Here is a 20,995-nt window from a genome sequence, read left to right as displayed (position 1 = left end):
AGCTTATGAACAAAAAGGGATTTACGATTCTGGAAATGATTATTGTATTATCCATCATTGCACTGATTTTTCTGATCACTCTGCCCAATATTCAGCAGAAACAAAAAATCATCCAAAACAAGGGCTGTGATGCGCTAAAGGAGGTCGTTAACTCACAAATTTTGCTGTATGAACTGGAAACGCTGAATAAGCCTGGAAGTATATCTGATCTAATTGGTGAGGGTTATTTAAAGGATTCACAGCGCCGCTGCCCCAATGGCGCCGCTATCGAGATAGTCAATGGACAAGCTGAAAGCAACTGACGGCTTTACTATGATTGAAATGATCCTTGTGCTCATGGTGCTGTTGATTTTGCTAACAATTTCCGTTAGTCATGGCATCCACCAAGGAAATCTTTATTTTTTTATGATGGAAATGCAGGATCACTACCTACAGCTTCAGCTGAATGCCATACAGACACATCAAACGATGACGTTTCATGTTCAAAATACCTCACTGGTTCTTAATCATTCACATGTTTCTATGCCTAAGGGCGTCAGCTGTGATTCACAAATTTTTACGATTTATCCTTCAGGTAAGGTCAACCATGCTGGTACGATTACCTGTTACAGCGGAAAACAAAAAGGAAAGCTACTTATTCAACTGGGAAGCGGTCATGCGCAAATTCAATAATAATGGCTTTGCCTTAATAGAAATCTGTATCTTTATGCTCGGTATCGTGATTGCCGTTTCGATTACCGCTGCTGCTGTTCAGGGCTATTCACATGTGGAGCGGCTGAAGTTAATCAGCCATGAGGAAGAGGAGCTGAAAGCAATATATGCTGAATAAGGATGGATTTACATTAATAGAAATGATCATTGCGTTGAGCATTTGTGCGTTTTTGACTCCGTTGGTATTCAGTGTACTGAATGCTATGCTGCATGTGCCGAAGCAAGAATATGCCACCAGTGATCGAATCATGATCCATCAGCTGCGACGCATTTTTGCCGAAGGCAGTGAAGCGGCAATAGAGGATCAAACATTAGTCTTGTTGTATCGGGATAAGGAGAGTGTTCTGCAAATAGACCAAAATCGATTGGTAAAGCGTCCGGGATATGAAATATTTTCGAGTAATCTTCAATCTGCACAATTTTATAAAGAAGATACATGTATCTATCTGCGATGGAAACACACTCATGAAAAAACAACCAAACAGGCCCTGCTTGGCTGCTGATCAAAAGGGCTTTGTCAGCATGTATGCGGTTTTGCTATTACAGATCGTAATCATATTTTCCGCTGCCATCATGCTGAGAAGCAAAAGCTTGATTATGAGCAGAAAACCAGATGATTTGATTGATATTTATATTATTCATCATGTAAAAGAAATATTTGAAACTGATTATCCCAAAACCGAATCGTTATCATGGAATAATTATGAAATTGAGATTACTTATGAAGATTTGACCGCCGATGTCCGTTATACGAGTTCTCAGGGAAAATCCACCGAAATGCGGATCGAGTATGATGATATCTGTATGTGCATCATGAAAACTGCATATCCGGAAAAAACTCTGCCACAATAACCTTAAGAGGTGATTCCATGTTACTTACCGCGTTGATCAGCACTGGTCTGTTTACCGGTATGATCCTGCTGGGCAGACTGCTGCTGTTTATTGATGTCTTTTCACTATGGCTGATTCCAATATTTTTTCTGACCCTCCTAGTGATTCAGTTTTTTTATCAGGAAGGTACGTGTAAATCAATTGAATGGAAGGATTTTGTCTTTCCGGCGGTGATTTTGATACTTTTTCAATGGATCCGCAGTCTCATTGGAAGCACTACTACACTAGATGAACTATTCTATGATTACTTGATAACCTTCCTTTGTTTAAGCAGCTTTGCATCATCCATTCGATATAAAAGTCTGCTGTAACTAAAAAAATTGACATTCGCCGTAAATACGATAAAATATAGGGTGTGTAAAAAAAGAAAGGTGAATGTTCATGATTAGTTCAAATGATTTAAAACCAGGATTGACGATCCAGCAGGATAATAATATCTTTGTCGTATTAGAGTCATCTCAAAACAAACAGGCCCGCAGCGGTATGATCGTAAAAGCTAAGGTGAAAAACCTTCGTACCGGAGCGATCGTAGAATTGTCTTTTGCCGGCGGCGATAAGATTGAAAACGCGCATATCGACAAGAAAGAAATGCAGTATCTGTATGATGATGGAGATAGTCTTATCTTCATGGATAACGAGACATATGAACAGCTGGAGATCAATAAAGATCGTCTGAAATGGGAATTGAATTTTCTGAAACCAAACGATAATGTAACCGTGTCCATGTTTGAAAGCGAAGTGCTGGGACTTATCTTACCAGATAAAGTTTCGATGCAGGTTGTTGAATGTGAGCCTGCGGTTAAAGGAGATACTGCCACAAGTGCTTCCAAGCTTGCGAAGGTTGAGAGCGGTTTGGAAATCCGCGTTCCTCTGTTCATTGAACAGGATGAAGTAATTCTGGTAAATACTTCTGACGGTAAATATTCAGGAAGAGCATAAAAAAACGGATATCAATCCGTTTTTTTCATATTTTCCCAGCGCTCCTTTGCGTCTTTCAGCAATTCCAAGGTTTTCTCAGTGCTTAGAAATCCGCCCACCTCAACTTCACCAGGCTGCAGAGTTTTATATGTACTGAAGAAATTTTGAATTTCCAACAGAATGTGCGGTGCGACATCATCCAGATCATGAATGTGATCATAGCGTGGGTCGCTTTCACAGACAGCCAGAATTTTCACATCCTGCTTGCCGTCATCAATCATATCCAGACCACCGATAATCCGTGCATCGATGTAGCATCCCGGAAAGGTAGGATAGGATGTCAACACCAAAATATCAATTGGATCACCATCCAGCGCTAAAGTATTTTCAACATATCCGTATTCGGCCGGATAAAAGACCGCAGAGTATAAAACTCGATCCAATTTGATCTTATTAGTTTTCTTATTTACTTCATATTTATTCTGAGAACCCATAGGAATTTCAATCAAAGCCTCAACAACAGTATTCATTTTTTTCACCTCGTGGTTTTATCTTAACATAGTTTGGATCAAATCAAAATCCGCATGCCTGTTTTTGGGTGAAAAAGCACTTTTTAAAAAAGAAGCTTTGATAAGCATATTCAATCATTTGGATTTTTGGTATAATAAAACTGTTTAGGAGGCTTTTTTTATGGAGAAATTATCACGTGTAAAAAAATATGAAGATCTGCGAAAAAATATTGAATCAGAAAACCCATCCAGCGGGGATGTTGTTTCAGGCGATAAGCTTTCTTCATATGCAAATAAATTAAATACGATCGATCCTACCGTTTTTAAGAAAATGGATATAAAAGAAGAAAATCATATACCAGAGCGAGAACGCCGTGAAGCTTATTTTCAGGATGAATTGGATACTCCGATTTCATCATTTACCAATGAATATCTGGATGATTTCATCAGTGAGGTAAAAGAGTATAATATCCGCAAGGGAACGCGGGAAAATGAGGATACGGAAATCGATATTCTCAGCCAACTGCAAAATGTTTCACGAAAACGTTCTCAGTATGTTGAACAGATAAAGGATCCTCAGCCAGCGCAGAAGCTGGAAGAGACCAATACGATTTCTCGTGACGATATTGCCAAACAGGTACAGGAACTGCTGAAAGAAGAAAAATTAGAACCGGTCAATGACGATCCAATCGTAACCAAGGCGGCAGAGCCTAAGGAATCAACACAGGTTTATGAAAAAATCAACAGACCGCAGCCGGTCATGGAAGCAGCTGAAGTACCAACAGATTCCATACATGCTCAGCTGGTTGAAGAAACCCAGCAGCTGCGAGTTCAATTAAATGAATATGAAGGAGAATTGACGGATCTGAATGATGGTCTTGATAAAACGAACCGAATTTTAAATATTATTCTCTGCACTTTGATTTTTGTATTAATCGCAGTGATCGGAGTGGTCATTTACTGGCTGGTGAAAGAAGGAGGGCTTCTTTAATGAAAATAAACATCGCGATTGACGGTCCCAGCGCAGCCGGCAAAAGTACAATTGCCAAGCGCCTGGCTAAACAGCTGGGTTATGCTTATTTGGATACTGGGGCAATGTATCGCTGTGTCGGATATGAAGCGAGCCGCCGTCACATTGCCATGGATGATGAACAATCATTAAATAAGTTAATTAAACAAATCCGAATTACCTTTGATGAACATGGCAACGTATATATGAACGATGAAAATGTCAGTGACAGCATTCGTGACAGTGCCGTATCCGCGGCCGCAAGCAAGGTAAGCGTATTCCCGAAGGTACGCGAGCAGCTCGTGGCTATGCAGAAAGAGATTGCCAAATCAAAGGGCTATATTTTAGATGGCAGGGATATTGGTACGGTCGTTCTGCCGGATGCTGAGCTTAAGATTTACATGGTTGCCAGTGTTGAGGCTCGCGCTAAACGGCGCTGTCTGGAGTATCAGCAGAAACAACACCCGGTTTCTTATGAAACTGTTTTTAAAGATATTGAACAGCGAGACTATCGGGATTCTCATCGTGCTGCTTCACCCTTGAAGCAAGCAGAAGATGCCGTTTTGATCGACACCTCAGAAATGAGTATCGATGAGGTGGTAAAAACGGTGATGGATCTGGTAGCGCATGTCAAGGGAGATGTGTCATGATTTATGGAACAGCAGCGATCGTTGGCAGACCGAATGTCGGTAAATCAACGATCTTTAACCGTATGATCGGTGAGAGAAAAAGTATTGTCGAGGATGTACCAGGGGTAACCCGTGATCGCATTTATGGTAAAGGAGAATGGCTTACTAAGGATTTTCGTCTGATTGACACCGGTGGTATTCAGCTGGCTAATGAGCCGTTCAGTGAAGAGATCCGCATGCAGGTAGAAATCGCAATTGATGAGGCAGATGTTATTGTATTTTTAGTGAGTGGAATCGAAGGTTTGACTCACGACGATGAAATGATTGCCCGGATGCTTCAAAAAAGTCAAAAACCGGTTATCCTCTGTGTCAATAAAATTGACAACAGTGAACGCAAGGATTTGATATACGAATTTTATGCCTTGGGTCTTGGAGATCCTATTGCCGTCAGCGGTGTGCATGGTATCGGGATTGGAGATATCCTTGATCAGATGGTCGCGGCATTCCCGGCCAAGGGAAAAGACGAATATGAAGGAATGACCAGATTTTGCCTGATCGGTCGTCCCAATGTCGGTAAATCCTCTTTGGTGAATGCGATACTGAATGAGGATCGGGTTATCGTAAGCAGTATTGAGGGAACCACCAGAGATGCTATTGATACTCCGTTTCGCCATGATGGCAAAGATTATGTTGTCATTGATACCGCGGGGATCCGCAAACGCGGCAAGATATATGAGAATGTTGAAAAATATTCGGTATTGCGGGCGATGAGCGCAATTGAACGAAGTGATGTTGTTTTATTCTTAATCGACGGCGAAAGCGGCATCCGTGATCAGGATAAGCACGTAGCGGGTTATGCCCATGAAGCAGGGAAGGCCGTTATTATCGTTTACAATAAATGGGATGTTGTGGAGAAAGACGATGCGACCATGGCGCGAATTGAAAAAGAAATTCGGAAGGAATTTATCTATTTAAGCTATGCACCCATTGTATTTGTTTCAGCTCTTACGAAACAGCGGGTACATACGCTGCTGCCCTTGATCGACGAAGTGCATGACTACTCCACCATGCGCGTTCAAACCAACGTGCTGAATGAGGTAATCATGGATGCACAGTTAATGACGCCGCCACCAACCCATAATGGCAGACGATTAAAGATTTATTATGCATCCCAGGTAGCAGTCGCACCGCCTACCTTTGTCTTATTTGTGAATGAACCGGAGCTGCTTCATTTCAGCTACAAGCGATTTATCGAAAATACTTTGCGTGAAGCCTTTGACTTCACCGGAACGACCTTGCGCATTATAGCGCGTGAAAGAAAGTAGAGGGATACTCATGAAAGCTGTTGTAATTGGTAGCGGTAGCTGGGGAAGCGGACTTGCCCAGGTATTGGCTGACAATCATGTTGATGTGACCATATGGGGCAAGGACGAACACGAAATTGCCGATATCCGCGATCATCACCGCAATGAAAAATATTTTCCGGAAGTAGAATTAAATCACGATATCAAAGCGACAAATGATATCGCGGTGGTAAAGGATGCCGATATCATCATTTTATCGGTACCTACAATTGCCATTGAAGATGTGTGCCGGCTAATTACCCCGCAGCTTACCAAGAAAACCATCATCGTGAATACCAGCAAGGGATTTCATCCAGAAACCAATGAACGTATGTCCTGTGTAATCCGCGAGAATATTCCCGCACAGTATCTGAGCAGTGTGGTATCACTGATTGGTCCCTCTCATGCCGAAGAGGTCGTGCTGCGCATGCTGACGACTATCTGCGCAGTTTCCTTGAATGAAGCAGATGCGAAAACAGTACAGCATTTATTTTCTAACCAATATCTTCGCGTGTACCGAGGCAATGATGAGGTAGGAAGCGAAATTGGTGTAGCCATTAAAAATGCAATTGCGGTAGCCAGCGGTATCTTATCGGGTATCGGCTACGGTGATAACACCAAAGCTGCCTTGATAACGCGTGGTTTGGCTGAAATGATCCGTTATGGAACCGCTATGGGCGGACGATTGGAAACCTTCATGGGCCTGACCGGTATGGGAGATTTGATCGTAACCTGCACCAGTGTGCATTCCCGCAACTTTCAAGCAGGATATCAGATTGGGAAGGAAAACAGCGCTAAGGATTTCTGGGAACATAATACCAAGACGGTAGAAGGTGTACGAACTGCGAAAGTCATCCATGATATCGCAAAAGAAAAACAGATTGATATGCCGATCGTTGATGAAGTATACAAGGTTCTTTACGAAAATAAAGAACCATTGGAAAGTGCTCGGGATCTGATGAGCCGGGAATTAAAGCCGGAAATAAATTAAAGAAGGGAGCTTTCCCTTCTTTTTTATAGTGGTAAATTGGGTATGATAATGGTATAATTAAAAACGCTGAAAACAGGTATATGGAGGTATGTATGAGCGATTACCAGAAAGCGATAGAAAAGCGCCGCACCTTTGCGATCATTTCCCATCCGGATGCCGGAAAAACAACCTTAACAGAAAAACTTTTGCTGTATGGGGGAGCTATTTTATCGGCCGGTTCAGTAAAAGGAAAAAAAACCAATAAGCACGCGGTTTCTGACTGGATGGAAATAGAGAAGCAGCGAGGAATTTCAGTAACCAGCAGTGTCATGCAGTTTCAGTATGAAGGCTGCTGTATCAATATATTGGATACTCCCGGGCATCAGGATTTCAGTGAAGATACCTATCGTACTCTGATGGCTGCGGATTCTGCCGTGATGGTGATTGATGCTTCTAAGGGAGTAGAGACTCAGACCAAGAAGCTGTTTAAAGTATGCCTGCTTCGCCATATACCAGTATTTACTTTTATTAATAAAATGGATCGAGCTGCCCGTGATCCCTTTGAGCTGTTGGAGCATATAGAATCTGAGCTGGGCATTGCGACGTATGCCATGAACTGGCCAATCGGTTCCGGTAAGGATTTCAAAGGAGTTTATGAACGCGATTACAAGCGGGTACTGGCCTTTCAGGGCGGTGACCATGGACAAAGAGAGGTCGACAGTGTCAACGGTGACTTGAATGATTTGAAGATTCGCAACCTACTGGGGGATGATTTTCACGCCCAGCTGTGTGAAGAAATTGAATTGTTAGATGGAGCGAGTACGGAATTTGATCAGAATGCTGTTTCCTGCGGTGCATTGTCCCCGGTTTTTTTCGGTTCCGCTCTGACTAATTTTGGGGTTGAACCATTCCTGGAACATTTTTTAAAAATGACAACTTCACCGTTGCCAAGAAACAGCAGTGCCGGTGAAATCAGTCCGTTTGATGAGGCTTTCACCGCCTTTATCTTTAAGATTCAAGCAAATATGAACAAAGCCCACCGGGATCGCATTGCTTTCATGCGCATTGTTTCCGGACACTTTGAAAAGGGCATGGAAGTTTATCATATGCAGGGCGGCCGTAAAATCAAGCTGGCTCAGCCCCAGCAATTTATGGCTGATAATCGTGAAATCGTAGAGGAAGCTTATGCAGGTGATGTAATCGGTGTTTTCGATCCGGGAATATTTTCCATCGGCGATACCTTATGCAATACATCTAAGCCCATTTCTTTTGATCCGATCCCGACCTTTGCGCCTGAGCATTTTGCACGGATTCAGCAAATTGATACAATGAAACGGAAACAGTTTATCAAAGGAATTACTCAAATTGCCCAGGAAGGTGCGATTCAGGTATTTCAGGAGCTCAATCTTGGCATGGAAGAAATCATCGTCGGCGGCGTCGGGGTATTGCAGTTTGACGTCTTGAAACAGCGTTTGAAAAGCGAGTATAATGTAGATATCAAACTCGACATCCTGCCGTATCAGTGCGTACGCTGGATTGAAAACGAAGGACTTGATCCCAATCTTTTAAATCTGACCTCAGACAGCAAACGGGTGAAAGATCTAAAAGGCCGCAATTTAATTATTTTTGCGAATAATTGGGGTATTAAATGGGCAGCCGAACAAAACAAGGAATTGATACTCGCAGAAGTAGGTACCATTAAATAACCCTATCAAACACGACTAGCATCACACACTTATTTTTCTTTATGCATTTAAACGGTGAAAGAAGGCTATGTATCGTGTTTAAACAATCAAGAAGAGATCAGTTGATTTTACTGTTCGACATATTGATCATTGTCGGCGCCTTTTTTGCCGTCAGTTTTTTAGTGCGATACTATTCTTCAGAACTGCAGCGACAAACGCAACAGGAAGTGATACGATTGCACAGTCAGATCGCTTCACAAAATGCTGTTTTGATCAAAGAAAAATTGCAGTCTGATCAAAAGCTGCTGGCAAGCATGGCCAACTATATATCCAATGAGAGTGATGAGCTCTTTGATTCCTCCAATATGGATAATCTTCGCACCCAGCTGAATACCTCTACTTTCAACATGCTGGCAATTTCAAAGCCCGAAGGAACAACGATCTCCACCAGCGGCATTGCCTATGATTTTTCAAAAGATTCGTTCTTTCAGACCGTTTTGAAGGGCACTTCCATCGTCAGTGATCCGATGAAATTCCACGATAGTCAAAATGACGATGTGCTGATATCAGTTCCAATTTTCCGCAACAGTGAAGTAATCGGTGTCTTAAGCGGTCGTTATAAGCTGGAAAAGCTGCAGGCGTTACTGACACTGGACACCTTCGAAGGAAAGGGCTATGGTTACATTGCCAAGAAAAACGGTAAAGTAATCATCCATTCCAATCATTTAGATGCGGACCCTGATTTTAATGATATTTCGAAAGATTTCAATGACTCAACATTTTTGAATGGAACCTCGCTGAATCAAGTGCTGGAGGGCATCCAAAAGGGCAAGCAGGGTGAGATTATCTATACTTGGAAAAACATGGATCGCGATATGAACTATGTACCAATCGGTATTAATGACTGGTATCTTTTATCAGTTATTCCGGCGCAGGTCATAAACAATCACTCTAACGCCATTCTCCAGCAGACAATAACGATCGGCGGATTTATCATCCTGATCATCCTGCTGCTGTTGTTTTTCTTATGGCGCTTCTGGCATCGTTCGCAGGCCGCATATAACAAAGCCAATAAAGAGCTGAATCAGTTATACAGCAGTATCAAGTGCGGCATCTATCGCTGTACAACCGATCAGGATCATATTGTTCAAGTCGCCAACGAGGGGTTTTACCGATACATCGGATATACTGCCGACGAATTTGCCAAGCTTAAGCATAATAAGCTGTCGAGTATCATGGATCCAGATGATTTTAAACGGATTTGGCTGAAAGAAAAAGCAAATGACAATGATACCATATCTGATGAATACCGTATTCGGACAAAGGATGGAGAAATACGCTGGCTGCTGTTTACAGCGCTTCGCACCCAGGACAGCCGTAAGCTGCCGGTGCTAGATTGCACATTTACCGATATCACACCTTTAAAAACCGTTCAGGAAAAACTGGTTATGACCCAGCGGCGGTATGATTTGATTATGAATCAGGTCAAGGAGATCATCTTTGAATGGAATTGTCATGATCAAAGCTTATATGTTTCTGAGTATTTTCTGGCTACATTTGGCTACGAACCACCCAAGGGCAGTTTTCCCCAGTGTATGATCGATGCCGGCTGCATCCTAGAGGCAGATCAAAGTATATTCTTGAACCTTTTCAAAAAGCTGGATCAAGCTAGTCCGTATGCCAAGGCTGATATACGCTTCCGCTGCAGTGATGATACCTATTTATGGTGCCGTGTCAACGTTACATATTTATTCGATGAAGCTTCTGAATCACCGTGTATCATCGGCATGATCTCTGATATTAACGATCAGAAGCAGGAAACCGAAAAAATTGCCGAGCTGGCCAAGCACGATCCGCTAACCAATCTGTATAACCGCCGCGCCACCCGCAATCAAATTGAAGAATATTTAAAAAAAGACAAGGGCAGGGGAGCTTTGTTTATGCTGGATGTGGATGATTTTAAGGGCATCAATGATCAATACGGCCACGATCAAGGAGATGCGATCCTGCTGCAGACCGCTCAGCATATTACCCGTCTATTTCGCAGCAGTGATGTAATCGGCCGTTTCGGCGGAGATGAGTTTATCATTTTCCTAAAAGACATCGGTGTGGACTATCTGATCGATCAAAAAGCAAATGAAATAATCCGGGCTTTTAAAGAGCTGATTCGTATACCGAAAACCAATCATGAGGTTTCCTGCAGTATCGGAATCTCCCGCTATCCGGAGGATGCCGTCACATACTCGGAATTATTTAAAAAAGCTGATCGGGCATTATACTATGGCAAATCACACGGCAAAAATAAATATGTCATTTACAATGAATCTGACCATAAAAACACATACATAAATCGGTGAAATATCTGCCGATTTTTTATTTTTCTGTTTACTTATCACCATTTTCACAGAAAATCGGTACACCACATGATTCTCATTACAAAAGACCATGGTAAATTTCAGCCTTTAGGCATAATCCCTAAGAAAATCACATACATTGAAAGTGACTAAGGGAGGATTTCATATGAATACCACAGAGATTTTAAAAAATATAGCACAACGGACTGGTGGAGATATATACTTAGGGATTGTGGGTCCCGTACGAGTTGGTAAATCTACCTTTATTAAGAATTTTATGGAGAAAGCCGTCATTCCATATGTTGAAGATGAATATGAACGTTCCCGTATGACCGATGAACTGCCGCAGGCAGGCGTAGGGAAAACGATTATGACAACAGAGCCGAAATTTGTGCCGAATAATGCCGCACAAATCAATTTTGAGGATGGTTTTACTGTAAATGTCAGATTGGTTGACTGTGTTGGTTATGTTATACCGGAAGCAAAAGGATATAAGGATGAAAATGGTATGCGTATGGTGCGTACACCGTGGTTCGATGATCCGATACCCTTCAATGAGGCGGCTAAAACCGGCACCCAGAAGGTCATACAGGATCATTCTACGATCGGCATTGTCATGACGACCGATGGAAGCATCACCGATCTGCCAAGAGAAGCCTATATTGAAGCTGAAGCAGAAGTAATCGATGAATTGAAAGAAATCGGTAAACCGTTTATCGTCATTGTCAATACCGCACATGTCGGCAGTACTTCCTGTCAGGCAGTGGTAGATAAGCTGAAAGATAAATATGAGGTTCCGGTGTTAGCAATTGCTGTCAACAACATGAGTGAGGAAGATCTGCACAGTATCCTGCGGGAAGCGCTTTATGAATTTCCGGTATCGGAGATTAATATCAATATGCCGGAATGGATCGCAGTTCTCAATGATGAGCACTGGCTGAAAAAGAGTTTTAATGAAACGATTCAGGAAAGCATGTCTACAGTCGACCGTCTGCGTGAAGTTGAAAACATTACAGAAGTACTGGATCAAAATGAATATATCGAATCCAGCAATATCGCCACCATTGATACCGGTGCCGGGGTGGTGAATGTGGATATCACGGTAAAACCGGGTCTTTACAATGAAATTCTAAAAGAAATCATCGGTATGGAAATCAAGGATAAAGCGCAGATGATCGCTTTGATGCAGGATTTTGCTAAAGCAAAGCGTGAATATGATGCTATTTCCAGTGCTTTGCAGATGGTAAAACAAACCGGTTATGGTTTTGCTTCCGCATCTCTTCACGATATTCAGCTCTCAAAGCCTGAGGTTATCAAGCAGGGAAGCCGATATGGGGTCAAGCTGAAAGCTGTCGCTCCAAGCATCCACATGATCAAAGTAGACGTAGAAAGCTCATTTGAACCGATCATCGGCAGTAAGGAGCAGAGTGAGGAGCTCATCAATTATCTGCTGCGTGACGCTGGTGTGGATGATCAAAGTATTTGGGATTCTGATATCTTTGGCCGCAAGCTTTCTGATCTGATTCGTGATGGTCTCAATGCAAAGTTATCAATGATTCCTGAAGCAGCCAGAGTTCGTCTGCAGGATATCTTAACAAAATTGGTGAATAAAGGAAAAGGCAATGTAATAGCAATCGTTTTATAAGATTGTTAAATAATAGAAGCTTTTATTTATAAAAGAATAAAACTTTCATCCAACTCTATAAAAGCTTGAAAAATGGATTCCCCGATGTTATGATATAGGTAAGTTGGAGGTAATTTAACATGAATGAAATCTTGAATAGAAAAGCTTTAGCAGAAGCATTGGCAGAAAAATTAGGAACTACTAAGAAAGATGCAACTATTGCAGTCGATACAGTATTTGAAGAAATCACGGCAACTCTGCACGATGGCGGAAAAGTCGATATTTCCGGTTTTGGAAAATTCGAAGTAAAACAGCGTCCAGAACGCCAGGGAATCAATCCTGCCACAAAAGAAAAAATTACGATTGCGGCTTCTAAAGCTCCGGGATTCAAGCCAGCCAAAGCATTAAAAGATGCTGTAAAATAAATATTCATAATAAGAAGCGGAAAAATTTCGCTTCTTTTTTTCGCTGATTTGTGACAGCTGCATATACTATACTGGTGATAGTATGAAAATTGCAATCTGTGGCAGCACAGGTAAAATGGGTAAAGCGTTTATCGCGCACTTTTCTGAACAGCATGAGCTGATAAAAATACATGCACAGGGACAGCGGCTGGCAGATGTGATTGAAGAAGTGGACATGGTCGTTGACTTTACCAGGGCAAAACCAGCTTTTGAGCATGCGGTTTTGGCGCTTACACATCGGATTCCGATCATCATCGGGACCACCGGCTTCAGCGATCATCAAAAACAGCTGCTGCGTCTGATATCTTTGAAAATGGAAACCGGATGCATGCTGGCAAGCAATTTCTCAATCGGAATGCTGTGGATCAAGCGAAACATCAATGAACTGTCGAAATACTTCAAGGATATCAAAATTATCGAAAGCCACCATATTTCCAAGGTTGATTATCCAAGCGGCACAAGTTTGAGCCTTAAGCGGATCATGAAGCATCCTAAGCTACCGATCATTTCTATCCGCCGTGATAATAAACAGGTGAAGCACCGGATTATTCTTGATAATGAGAATGAACAAGTTATTATCGAGCATATTGTCAAGAAACCGAGCGCTTATATGATACAGCTTGAGGAATGTATTGAAACCATCCCGCAGATGCACAGCTTTATTGAATACGAATGAGAATGAAAAAGACATCCCGCAGGAAGTCTTTTTCTTTTTTAGGATATTTCATAATTCAGAAAATTATGATTTCCCTTAATGAAACGACGATGTGCATGCCGAATCGTATACTGACATTCACGAAGGAATTCCTGACTTCGCGCCCAGTCTGCTTTTGTGGTATTTTCCTTTAGCTTCGTCTCCAGCATAAAGGCCTGAATTACCAGACTGTAATACAGTTGCGCATCCACTTGCGAACGGGTGCAGGAATATTTCAGCTGTTCCACTACCTGATGATATTTCTTCCATAATTGATACGTGGCCTGCTTGCGTGTATATGGTGAGATTATACAGTTCACGATAAAAGCGATCATAATTCCCATAAGGATATAACCAAGTCTTATTAAAACAAAATAACCAACCGATACAACACCGTAAACATTTAATAACACCGTCCCACCTAAAGCACCGATCGTTGAACAGATGAACGTATCGCGATAGTCCGTGAAATAAAAAGATAGATAACCAGAGAGCATCATAGCGACAGTTCTTCCCATGATTGAGGGAATTGCGGCATAGATCAACAGACTGATAAATCCGCCGATCAAGGTTGCACATAAGCGTTTTTTTATTTTAGCTGGAATATCATCTGCATAGGGAAGGGATAGTGAAGCAAGGGTAAATAACAGCCACTTTCCATAAGTCAGATGTAACGCTTGGACAGCTTGTACGGCAAGTGCCAAAAGACATGCTGTGCGCAGAGCATAAACAATTCTTACCGGACTGTAATTCAGAGCGATTTGAAGCTGCGTACGCAGGGTCATAGCAGTTTTACGATAATGAATTTTGTGCTTAGGATCACTCATGCGTTTCAAACGGTTACTGATATACAGAAGCTGATGTTTCAAAATAGCCGAAGCTCCTTGCCATTGCAAATCCTCTGTTTCCGGAAGCTCCACAGTTTCCTGATGTATGTAACGCTGAAAATCTTGAAGCTGTAAATTTAATTTCTGTAGGATCTCCAATTCATTTTCCGGATTCTCTTTTATATATTCCTGAATTGACAGTGATAAGCTTTCCAAACCACGGCCAACATCAATCATTGAGAAGCTGGCTTCTGATATACACAGAGCTTTTTTTCGGCGATCGTATACTGCGGCGATGAGCTGACTGAGCTCTTTATGCAGATTATCATTCACCGCATCAACATCATTCACAGTTCCATTCAGTAGCTGTTTAATGATTTGATTTTGAATTTCATCAATCATCTTAGACAGGATATCACGTGCGGTTTCTATGATGCGGTTTCTTCCCATGATCCACTGATACAATAGAATGGATACCGCACCCGCCAGCATCGCCAGCAATCTTGTCGGTAGTTGAACCAATTTGATCGGTCCTAGAAAAATCAAGAACAGATATGAAAGGATATAGGGAAAATAAATGTGCTGGGCATACTCATATGTATAGGCATATAAAATGACAGCCAGTGTCAGGAAATTGATAAATACGGATAGCACAGCGGGAAGCGTCGTTACCAGATAGGCAGAAATTGCCATCCAAACAAGCACCACAGTCTGAATGAAAAAGTGACGCAGCATCGCTCCGGTCAGGTCACGTACCATCGAGGCAGACATCATGATCGTGAAAATCACTCCGACAATAGAGTTTTCTTTCCCAAATATCAGTTGAAAGATATTTACATAAAGTATAATGAACAAAAAGCTAAGCGTGCTGAACTGAAACTTATTTTGTATGGAAATCTTTATATCTGCTATCTTTTTCTTCAAATTGCAAATCTCCTCTCTACATTTATTTGATTCATGTATCATAATATTGTATAATTTGATCACAAGTTAATATTTTATGATAGTCATATTTTATTTACTAATTAAAAAGGATATCACGATTCAAGTATCCTGTCAAGCAGCTTATAGGAAGAAAGAAGGTATGATTTAATGTCTGATAAATCAACTGAAGCGCTCATTCAAAATCTATTGCAGGTATTTCCTGCCTGGAATGCCAAGCTGGTTAGACCCTTTAAGGAATCGTTGCATAAGGAAATGAGTCTTGAAACGTATTATTGTCTGGAAACGATCAAACACCATCGGGAAATGACGATGAGTCAGTTGGCCGGAACACTGAAGGTTCCGAAGCAGCAGGTCACAAAACTCATTGATCGGCTGTATGAGCACCATTTTATTGAACGCAGACAAGATGCGTCCGATCGACGGATCATTTGGATCCGGTTAACTTCAGATGCTTGTATATACTTGAATAACTATTATAAAAAGAATCATGATTTTTTAACATATTTGGATGATCAGCTCACATCACAGGAAATTGATCGTTTGAATGATGCGGCAGCCACATTAAAAGAAATATTGTCGAAGCTGGATTAATATAAGGAATCATTCTTCCTGAATCGTATAGACAAGGGGAGGGGATATCATGAAGCTTATTTTGAAGTTTATCATGATGTTTTTATGCAGTTTTTTCACCATATTTTTATATGGTGTGAATGTTAAAGCGATTACAAAAACGGAAATGCCTTATGAAGTCATGCAAATCCAGGCCGGTACAACTGGTTTTGAAATTACCGGATGGGGATTTATCGCTGACAGTCAGCATTATTCCGGTTCCGGTACACACTCCTTTGCTTTAATTCTGGAGGATGGTATGCAGCGCAAGCGGATCGAAGCATCCTTTACTTCAATCGATCAAACCGAGCTTATGCGGGTGCAGGGAGTTCGGCGCTGCGGAAACAATGAATACCGAGTTTCTTCTGATTACTGTTATTATGACTATAAAAATGTCGGATTCAAAGCTATCATTCCGTATCGTGAATTGGATATGAACCGGTCATATCAGGTATCTCTGGAATTCTATGCCAAACAAATCAATCGTCGAGAACAGATACCACTGTATTTTCCGACCGCAGCTCCCTTTGTGCATAGAAATCAGGAGTTTGAATATCGGGCGATATCTGCCTTGTCCGCTACACAGCTTCGGGTAAGCTATTATGGTACTTTTGTTAGACCATTGCCGGGTGACAAAAGCAAATACTACTATACAAAAAATGTATGTTCCTATGGATATGGAAACCAGCTCTTTTTTGAAAATAATACAAAATATCTAAATATATTTGAAAATCGCAGAGTAGCAAATACGACCTACTACCGTTTAGCCGTACAGGAAGCCGGATGTGAACGAAATCGCAGAGTGGTACGGGAAGGTAGGACAATCGCTCCGGCATGGATTCCCAGCTCCTTTGTCGAATACAGCGGGAAAGCCTTGACGATAGAAACTGCGATTCGAAATCATCCGCCGATCATCACCATTCATCAGCATCCCATCATTGAAGAAAAAGATGTTGAAACATTTGATCCAATGCGCTATGTGAGTGCCTATGATCAAGAGGAGGGGGATCTGACAAGCAAAATCATAAAGAGCGGAGAAATAGCTAATAAGGATGGAACTTATCCAATTCTCTTTACAGTTACAGATAAATATGGTGCGACAGATTCCAAGACCATGACGGTTACGGTTACAAAGCCTGCAAATACACCGCCGATTCTGCATGCCTATGACAAAACAATTTTTCAGTATGATCCATTTAACTATTTAGAGGATGTAACTGCAGAAGATCGAGAAGATGGAAATTTAAATCAGAAAATTACATACAGCGGTCATGTTGACACATCCAAAGTCGGAGGATATGAAGTTTTGTATCAGGTTCGTGATTCACAAAATGAAACTGCTTCAAAACGTGTTAAAATTCAAGTGATCAAAAATCCCCGAGAACGAATTCGCTATTTTTCTGTTCGCAAGCCTTGGTATAAAGAAAAAATCCCGTTGAATTGGAAATCCAAAGAAGCGATTTTAATAGATCAGCTTAAAAATCGTTATCCATACGCAGAATCCGTATTTCACTCGTAATAAAAGAAAGGAATATCATCTTCCTTTCTTTTACTTTTGTATAATTCAGCATCAAAATCATAAATACAATCATATAGGGTACTTTTATACTCTTCCTGATATCAATTCAATTTAGGATACATTACTTCGCATAATGTAGATTATGTAATTTTTTTTAGATATGAAAAATACATATCATATGGGTTCTTCTCAGTAAAAAAGTCCCATACGGGACACTTTACTTATGATTCATCTTATCTTTTAAGACTGCTACTGCTTCACTCAGCAGCTGCTCGATTTCTTTCAGCACCGCATCACTGTAATTGTCTTCATCACGAAGATTGGCGATCACATCCGTCATAGGAAGCTCCGCGAGCAGCATCAAATCATTCTCTTTCAGGAAGTGCTCGGTGTTCTTATGATGATGCAGTTCAATGCGCTTACCACAGTCAGGACAGCTGATATAACTCATATTTTCAATCACGCCCAGTACATCGATTTTCATCTCTTTGCACATATTGATTGCTTTGGAGACGATCATTGACACCATCGGCTGTGGTGTCGAGATCATCAGTACACCATTCACCGGAATACTCTGCATAACCGTCAGTGGCACATCACCAGTACCCGGCGGCATATCAATTAATAAAACGTCCAGTTCACCCCATACAACATCTGTCCAAAATTGTTTTACGGCATTCGCAATGATCGGTCCGCGCCATACCACTGGCTGATTTTCATCGTCCATCAGATAATTCAAGGACATGGTTTTAATACCGTCTTTATCAATCACCGGCTGGATTGCGTCGTTGGTTCCATACGCCTTCTCTTTTTCCAGTGCTAGTAAACGTGGTATACTCGGTCCGGTCATATCTGCATCCATAATACCGACCTGCATTCCGGAACGCTGAAACAAGCGGGCGAGCATTACTGTCAGGGAAGACTTCCCTACTCCGCCTTTACCGCTCATCACTGCCATTACATATTTAATTTTATTATTGGGATTATTTACAACACCGCAGCTATTTTCATCCTTGCCGCAGCTCCCACGGCTTGGACAACTATTACAATCTGACATTTCATATCGCTCCTTACATAACATTTTCATAATACAATTATCAACGTATTTTGTCAATTGATTTAACCCCTTGGATCCTTTGAAACAATGATATATACAACTAGGTGAAAACAAAAAAAACAGCCGTTTCAGGCTGTTATCGTTATTTCAGGCGATGCAGATAGGATGTGCCCAGTTTCGGCATCGTGACCTTGAAATTATCCGCAATGGTTGCCCCAATCGTCGCAAAGCTGTCAGTAACCGGTAATAGACCGTGACCGATATGTGATGGAGAGTATGCCAGAAATGGAACATCCTCACGGGTGTGATCAGTACCGGAATATGTCGGATCATTACCATGATCAGCAGTTATTATCAACAAATCATCTGCTTTCATTTTAGAAAGAAATGTACCGAGCTTCTCATCAAAGCGTTCAATTTCTTCACCGTAGCCGATCGGATTGCGGCGATGTCCCCACAAGGCGTCAAAATCAACCAGATTCACAAAGCATAAACCATTAAAATCATGATCCATAATTTCAATCGTTTGTTCCATGCCATGAACCGAGCTCTTAGACTTATATGCCTCGCTAATGCCCTCGCCATCGAAAATATCTTTGATTTTTCCGACACTGATAACATCATACTGCTGATCCTTCAAGGCATTCAGTACAGTTGGTGCAAATGGCTTCAGTGCGTAATCATGGCGATTACTCGTACGTTTGAATTCACCCTTGTGTTTCCCGATATACGGACGTGCGATTACCCGGCCAACCCGCCATTCCTCTTTCATCGTCAGCTCCCGGGCGATTTCACAGCAGCGGTAAAGCTCTGCAAGGCCAAATGTTTCTTCATTGCCGCAAATCTGCAGAACTGAATCTGCCGAAGTATACACGATCATCTTGCCGGTTGCAATTTCTTCTTCCGCAAGCTCATCCAATATTTCAGTACCGCTGGCAGCTTTGTTGCCGATAATCTTATGACCGGTGCGCTTTTCCAATTCTTCGATCAATTCTGATGGAAAGCCATGGTCGGTAAAGGTCTTAAACGGTGATGTAATATGCAGTCCCATCATTTCCCAGTGGCCCGTCATGGTATCCTTACTGCAGCTTGCTTCCTGCATACGGGTATAATAGCCAATCGGCTCCGCAACCGGCGCAACGTGCTTCAATGGTTTTAAATTTGCCAATCCCAGCTTCTGTAAATTGGGAATCTGAAAGGTATTCATTTTTTCATCAATATGTCCTAAGGTATCACAACCGCTGTCCTGATAGTCAGCAGCATCACGGGCGGCTCCGATACCCATGGAATCAATTACAATCGTAAATATACGTTTATAAGGTTTCATTTTTCTTCCTCCTTGACTGAACGTGGATGAAATCGCTCATATGCTTGTTTCAGTCGCTTGTTTTGAACGTGGGTATATATCTGGGTCGTGGCAATGTCAGCATGCCCCAGCATCTCCTGTACGACTCTTAAATCGGCTCCGCCATCTAGTAGATGAGTCGCAAAGCTATGGCGAAAGCTATGTGCGGATAAGGATTCATCAAGTCCTTCCTCTCGCAGCTTCTGTTTTATCATCGTATGAATATACTGTCTGGTCACCGGCTTACCGTGCGAATTGATAAATACATATGGTGAGCGCTTCACTGCCCAATTGCAGCGTACTAGATCAAAATATTGACGAATGATCTTAACGCTTCGCTGATTCATCGGTACCATGCGTTCCTTATCACCTTTGCCGATTACCCGCAGAAAGGACTGCTCCAGATGCATCTGATTCAATGTCAGCGAACAGCATTCCGATACTCGCAGGCCGCAGCCATACAGCAGCTCCAGGATGGCATGATCAAAGATCTCCTGATCACTGTCACCAAAATCATCCAACAGCTTTATAATATCCTTTTCATTAAAATATTTCGGCAGTCTGCTGCCGATTCGGCTGTTATGCAGATACAGCGTGGGATCGATCATCTGCGGATACGTAAAGGTAAGATATTGATGAAATGTCCGCAGCGTACTGATCATATGATTCACCGTAGATGGCTTTCTCACCTTTCCCAGTTCCCCGACAAACTCCTGCAGCACCGCAAAATTCACATCCTCAATCCGATCGATCAGCGCTGTATTTGTCAAAAAGCATTCATACTGCTTCAGATCATTGTGATAGGAAGCAATTGTTTTCAGGCTCTTTTGATCGACTACGCTGATATAGTGTAAATAATCTTCTACGGCATCCTTAACAAGCATGTTTATCA

23 protein-coding genes are annotated in these 20,995 nt (G+C 41.8%); 18 read left to right on the top strand and 5 right to left on the bottom strand.

The window, feature by feature from the left end:
- Positions 1-5 precede the first annotated feature (5 nt).
- The 7 genes from comGC to efp all read left to right on the top strand — a co-directional run bounded on the left by comGC (position 6) and on the right by efp (position 2,541).
- Positions 6-302 carry a competence type IV pilus major pilin ComGC gene (comGC, locus tag GSF08_RS07415; RefSeq protein WP_160625180.1) on the top strand — a complete coding sequence of 99 codons (297 nt, stop codon included), beginning with the start codon at positions 6-8 and terminating at the stop codon, positions 300-302.
- Positions 280-672 (top strand): competence type IV pilus minor pilin ComGD, encoded by a 393-nt coding sequence (comGD, locus tag GSF08_RS07410; protein ID WP_160625179.1) that lies wholly within the window; start codon positions 280-282, stop codon positions 670-672. The genes comGC and comGD overlap by 23 nt, the downstream gene beginning before the upstream one ends.
- Entirely contained in the window at positions 656-829 is a 174-nt protein-coding gene (locus GSF08_RS07405) for a hypothetical protein (protein WP_160625178.1), read from the top strand. Before comGD ends, GSF08_RS07405 begins: the two co-directional genes overlap by 17 nt.
- A complete protein-coding gene (locus GSF08_RS07400) occupies positions 819-1,214 on the top strand; it encodes a prepilin-type N-terminal cleavage/methylation domain-containing protein (RefSeq protein ID WP_160625177.1) in 396 nt (131 codons plus the stop codon). Before GSF08_RS07405 ends, GSF08_RS07400 begins: the two co-directional genes overlap by 11 nt.
- A complete protein-coding gene (locus tag GSF08_RS07395; protein ID WP_160625176.1) occupies positions 1,177-1,563 on the top strand; it encodes a hypothetical protein in 387 nt (128 codons plus the stop codon). The genes GSF08_RS07400 and GSF08_RS07395 overlap by 38 nt, the downstream gene beginning before the upstream one ends.
- A 17-nt stretch (positions 1,564-1,580) precedes the next feature.
- Entirely contained in the window at positions 1,581-1,913 is a 333-nt protein-coding gene (locus GSF08_RS07390) for a hypothetical protein (RefSeq protein ID WP_160625175.1), read from the top strand.
- Positions 1,914-1,983: 70 nt separating this feature from the next.
- A complete protein-coding gene (efp, locus tag GSF08_RS07385; RefSeq protein WP_160625174.1) occupies positions 1,984-2,541 on the top strand; it encodes an elongation factor P in 558 nt (185 codons plus the stop codon).
- A gap of 11 nt (positions 2,542-2,552) precedes the next feature.
- Here the strand turns inward: efp and GSF08_RS07380 are convergent, their stop codons facing one another.
- Positions 2,553-3,050, bottom strand: coding sequence for an inorganic diphosphatase (locus tag GSF08_RS07380; protein ID WP_249805954.1), 498 nt, complete (start codon positions 3,048-3,050; stop codon positions 2,553-2,555).
- Positions 3,051-3,210: 160 nt separating this feature from the next.
- On the opposite strand from GSF08_RS07380, the gene GSF08_RS07375 reads away from it, so the two are divergent.
- From GSF08_RS07375 to GSF08_RS07335, 9 genes are all read left to right on the top strand, one after another.
- Entirely contained in the window at positions 3,211-4,020 is an 810-nt protein-coding gene (locus GSF08_RS07375) for a hypothetical protein (protein ID WP_160625172.1), read from the top strand.
- Entirely contained in the window at positions 4,020-4,688 is a 669-nt protein-coding gene (gene cmk, locus GSF08_RS07370; RefSeq protein WP_160625171.1) for a (d)CMP kinase, read from the top strand. Before GSF08_RS07375 ends, cmk begins: the two co-directional genes overlap by 1 nt.
- Positions 4,685-5,992, top strand: a complete 1,308-nt coding sequence (gene der / locus GSF08_RS07365) for a ribosome biogenesis GTPase Der (protein WP_160625170.1) — start codon at positions 4,685-4,687, stop codon at positions 5,990-5,992. Before cmk ends, der begins: the two co-directional genes overlap by 4 nt.
- A 10-nt stretch (positions 5,993-6,002) precedes the next feature.
- A complete protein-coding gene (locus GSF08_RS07360; protein ID WP_160625169.1) occupies positions 6,003-7,001 on the top strand; it encodes an NAD(P)H-dependent glycerol-3-phosphate dehydrogenase in 999 nt (332 codons plus the stop codon).
- Between the two features lie 92 nt (positions 7,002-7,093).
- Positions 7,094-8,686, top strand: coding sequence for a peptide chain release factor 3 (locus tag GSF08_RS07355; RefSeq protein ID WP_160625168.1), 1,593 nt, complete (start codon positions 7,094-7,096; stop codon positions 8,684-8,686).
- A gap of 74 nt (positions 8,687-8,760) precedes the next feature.
- Positions 8,761-11,022 carry a diguanylate cyclase domain-containing protein gene (locus tag GSF08_RS07350; RefSeq protein WP_160625167.1) on the top strand — a complete coding sequence of 754 codons (2,262 nt, stop codon included), beginning with the start codon at positions 8,761-8,763 and terminating at the stop codon, positions 11,020-11,022.
- Between the two features lie 163 nt (positions 11,023-11,185).
- Positions 11,186-12,664 carry a stage IV sporulation protein A gene (gene spoIVA, locus GSF08_RS07345; protein WP_160625166.1) on the top strand — a complete coding sequence of 493 codons (1,479 nt, stop codon included), beginning with the start codon at positions 11,186-11,188 and terminating at the stop codon, positions 12,662-12,664.
- Between the two features lie 119 nt (positions 12,665-12,783).
- The gene (locus GSF08_RS07340) at positions 12,784-13,068 is read left to right on the top strand and encodes an HU family DNA-binding protein (protein WP_160625165.1); all 285 of its coding nucleotides are present in this window, start codon (positions 12,784-12,786) and stop codon (positions 13,066-13,068) included.
- A gap of 82 nt (positions 13,069-13,150) precedes the next feature.
- Positions 13,151-13,783 (top strand): dihydrodipicolinate reductase C-terminal domain-containing protein, encoded by a 633-nt coding sequence (locus GSF08_RS07335; protein WP_160625164.1) that lies wholly within the window; start codon positions 13,151-13,153, stop codon positions 13,781-13,783.
- A 38-nt stretch (positions 13,784-13,821) separates the two neighbouring features.
- Here GSF08_RS07335 and GSF08_RS07330 read toward each other — a convergent pair whose 3' ends face one another.
- A complete protein-coding gene (locus tag GSF08_RS07330) occupies positions 13,822-15,552 on the bottom strand; it encodes an FUSC family protein (protein WP_249805947.1) in 1,731 nt (576 codons plus the stop codon).
- A gap of 168 nt (positions 15,553-15,720) precedes the next feature.
- Here GSF08_RS07330 and GSF08_RS07325 point away from each other — a divergent pair, with 168 nt between their 5' ends.
- Entirely contained in the window at positions 15,721-16,164 is a 444-nt protein-coding gene (locus GSF08_RS07325) for a MarR family winged helix-turn-helix transcriptional regulator (RefSeq protein WP_160625163.1), read from the top strand.
- A gap of 49 nt (positions 16,165-16,213) precedes the next feature.
- Entirely contained in the window at positions 16,214-17,701 is a 1,488-nt protein-coding gene (locus GSF08_RS07320) for an immunoglobulin-like domain-containing protein (RefSeq protein WP_160625162.1), read from the top strand.
- 217 nt (positions 17,702-17,918) lie between these two features.
- On the opposite strand, the gene GSF08_RS07315 is transcribed toward GSF08_RS07320, so the two are convergent.
- The 3 genes from GSF08_RS07315 to GSF08_RS07305 form a co-directional block, all read right to left on the bottom strand.
- Complete coding sequence (locus GSF08_RS07315; protein WP_160625161.1) at positions 17,919-18,758, bottom strand: Mrp/NBP35 family ATP-binding protein; 840 nt, start codon at positions 18,756-18,758, stop codon at positions 17,919-17,921.
- 142 nt (positions 18,759-18,900) lie between these two features.
- Positions 18,901-20,085, bottom strand: coding sequence for a phosphopentomutase (locus tag GSF08_RS07310; protein WP_160625160.1), 1,185 nt, complete (start codon positions 20,083-20,085; stop codon positions 18,901-18,903).
- Positions 20,082-20,987 carry a tyrosine recombinase gene (locus GSF08_RS07305; RefSeq protein ID WP_160625159.1) on the bottom strand — a complete coding sequence of 302 codons (906 nt, stop codon included), beginning with the start codon at positions 20,985-20,987 and terminating at the stop codon, positions 20,082-20,084. Before GSF08_RS07305 ends, GSF08_RS07310 begins: the two co-directional genes overlap by 4 nt.
- Positions 20,988-20,995: the final 8 nt, after the last annotated feature.

The sequence above is a fragment of the Copranaerobaculum intestinale genome (assembly GCF_009831105.1).
Taxonomy (GTDB): domain Bacteria; phylum Bacillota_I; class Bacilli_A; order Erysipelotrichales; family Erysipelotrichaceae; genus Copranaerobaculum; species Copranaerobaculum intestinale.
This window is presented reverse-complemented; position numbering and strand designations above follow the sequence as displayed.

What these genes read in the sequence shown, in the direction of transcription:
- comGC (WP_160625180.1), top strand. Translation starts at nt 6, where the DNA reads ATGAACAAAAAGGGATTTACGATTCTGGAAATGATTATTGTATTATCC.
- comGD (WP_160625179.1), top strand. Translation starts at nt 280, where the DNA reads ATGGACAAGCTGAAAGCAACTGACGGCTTTACTATGATTGAAATGATC.
- GSF08_RS07405 (WP_160625178.1), top strand. Translation starts at nt 656, where the DNA reads ATGCGCAAATTCAATAATAATGGCTTTGCCTTAATAGAAATCTGTATC.
- GSF08_RS07400 (WP_160625177.1), top strand. Translation starts at nt 819, where the DNA reads ATGCTGAATAAGGATGGATTTACATTAATAGAAATGATCATTGCGTTG.
- GSF08_RS07395 (WP_160625176.1), top strand. Translation starts at nt 1,177, where the DNA reads ATGAAAAAACAACCAAACAGGCCCTGCTTGGCTGCTGATCAAAAGGGC.
- GSF08_RS07390 (WP_160625175.1), top strand. Translation starts at nt 1,581, where the DNA reads ATGTTACTTACCGCGTTGATCAGCACTGGTCTGTTTACCGGTATGATC.
- efp (WP_160625174.1), top strand. Translation starts at nt 1,984, where the DNA reads ATGATTAGTTCAAATGATTTAAAACCAGGATTGACGATCCAGCAGGAT.
- GSF08_RS07380 (WP_249805954.1), bottom strand. Translation starts at nt 3,050, where the DNA reads ATGAATACTGTTGTTGAGGCTTTGATTGAAATTCCTATGGGTTCTCAG.
- GSF08_RS07375 (WP_160625172.1), top strand. Translation starts at nt 3,211, where the DNA reads ATGGAGAAATTATCACGTGTAAAAAAATATGAAGATCTGCGAAAAAAT.
- cmk (WP_160625171.1), top strand. Translation starts at nt 4,020, where the DNA reads ATGAAAATAAACATCGCGATTGACGGTCCCAGCGCAGCCGGCAAAAGT.
- der (WP_160625170.1), top strand. Translation starts at nt 4,685, where the DNA reads ATGATTTATGGAACAGCAGCGATCGTTGGCAGACCGAATGTCGGTAAA.
- GSF08_RS07360 (WP_160625169.1), top strand. Translation starts at nt 6,003, where the DNA reads ATGAAAGCTGTTGTAATTGGTAGCGGTAGCTGGGGAAGCGGACTTGCC.
- GSF08_RS07355 (WP_160625168.1), top strand. Translation starts at nt 7,094, where the DNA reads ATGAGCGATTACCAGAAAGCGATAGAAAAGCGCCGCACCTTTGCGATC.
- spoIVA (WP_160625166.1), top strand. Translation starts at nt 11,186, where the DNA reads ATGAATACCACAGAGATTTTAAAAAATATAGCACAACGGACTGGTGGA.
- GSF08_RS07340 (WP_160625165.1), top strand. Translation starts at nt 12,784, where the DNA reads ATGAATGAAATCTTGAATAGAAAAGCTTTAGCAGAAGCATTGGCAGAA.
- GSF08_RS07335 (WP_160625164.1), top strand. Translation starts at nt 13,151, where the DNA reads ATGAAAATTGCAATCTGTGGCAGCACAGGTAAAATGGGTAAAGCGTTT.
- GSF08_RS07325 (WP_160625163.1), top strand. Translation starts at nt 15,721, where the DNA reads ATGTCTGATAAATCAACTGAAGCGCTCATTCAAAATCTATTGCAGGTA.
- GSF08_RS07320 (WP_160625162.1), top strand. Translation starts at nt 16,214, where the DNA reads ATGAAGCTTATTTTGAAGTTTATCATGATGTTTTTATGCAGTTTTTTC.
- GSF08_RS07315 (WP_160625161.1), bottom strand. Translation starts at nt 18,758, where the DNA reads ATGTCAGATTGTAATAGTTGTCCAAGCCGTGGGAGCTGCGGCAAGGAT.
- GSF08_RS07310 (WP_160625160.1), bottom strand. Translation starts at nt 20,085, where the DNA reads ATGAAACCTTATAAACGTATATTTACGATTGTAATTGATTCCATGGGT.
- GSF08_RS07305 (WP_160625159.1), bottom strand. Translation starts at nt 20,987, where the DNA reads ATGCTTGTTAAGGATGCCGTAGAAGATTATTTACACTATATCAGCGTA.